This window comes from Pseudaeromonas sp. HNCC25DJ182, assembly GCF_055413365.1.
Map to the genome: position 1 here is coordinate 1 of NZ_JBVAYG010000035.1, position 985 is coordinate 985.

A 985-nucleotide genomic window follows, 5' to 3' on the forward strand; every position below is an offset into this window, starting at 1 on the left:
CGTAATGAACTCCTGTTGTAGCCCATAGCTTTTGACCAGCGCGGTGTAGTTGCGGCTGGTAAACACCAAGCCATTGTCGCTGCGTAACAAGAACGGCGTGGTTACCCGTCCCAGGCATCCGAATCGGGTTATCAGCGCTTGCTCCAGCGCCGCCTCGGCCGTCTTAGATTTACCACTGCGTGACAGATGCCAACCCAGCAACTCTCGGGTATGGCAATCAATCACCAAGGCCAACGTACACCAGCCATCCTGTCCAGCCCAGATCCGGCATAGGTCGGTCGCCCAACGCTGGTTGGGGGCAGACGCCACCGATGGCAAGGCCTGGATCCGCGGGCGAAACCCGACCGGGCGCTTGCGGACTTGCCACCCCTTGAGCTGGAAGATGCGCTGTACTGTGTTCTTGTTGAAGCCCAGCAGTGCCGCCACGGTTCGATAACCGAACGATGGATTCTCCTCGATCATGGCCTTGATCGGCGTAACCAGATGCTCCTGAACCTTGGGCGCTGCCTTGACGCTTCGGTAATACCAGCTGCGCCGCGGCAAGCCAAACCAACGACAGATTTTACTGACGGAGACCTCGGAACCCTCGGCGCGTAATCCCTGCTGAACATCGGCGACTATCTGTCGTCCTCGCCGAGCAGGGAGGCCAACTTTTTTCTGGCGCGTAACTCCAGCATGGCTTCGCCATAGGCCTCCTGAAGCTCTTTGAGTTGTTTCTCGTACTGCTCGCGGATATCCAACGGCTTGGCGCGCAGAGCGTTCTCCATGCCCTGTTTGGCGTCATTAACCCACTCCTCAATTTCAGAGGGAGCTAAATCGAAGGCGCGAGCCGCCTCGGAAACTGTGGTCTTGCCCTGGATGATGTCCATGACCAAAGCGGTCTTGCGCTTGGCGGTCCAACGTTTGATTTCTTCGTCCATCGTAATGCTCATGTCTGTGATCTCCACTCATTATGACCTGAGCAGGATTTCAGTGGGTCATTACA

The 985-nt window shown here is 57.0% G+C and carries 2 protein-coding genes; both read right to left on the bottom strand.

Going from position 1 to position 985, the window contains the following annotated elements; genetic code table 11:
* The coding region (locus ACZYUB_RS16600; RefSeq protein ID WP_463949343.1) for a transposase at nucleotides 1-543 on the bottom strand (543 nt) is incomplete at its 3' end.
* Between the two features lie 74 nt (nucleotides 544-617).
* Nucleotides 618-932, bottom strand: coding sequence for a transposase (locus tag ACZYUB_RS16605; RefSeq protein WP_463949344.1), 315 nt, complete (start codon nucleotides 930-932; stop codon nucleotides 618-620).
* Nucleotides 933-985: the final 53 nt, after the last annotated feature.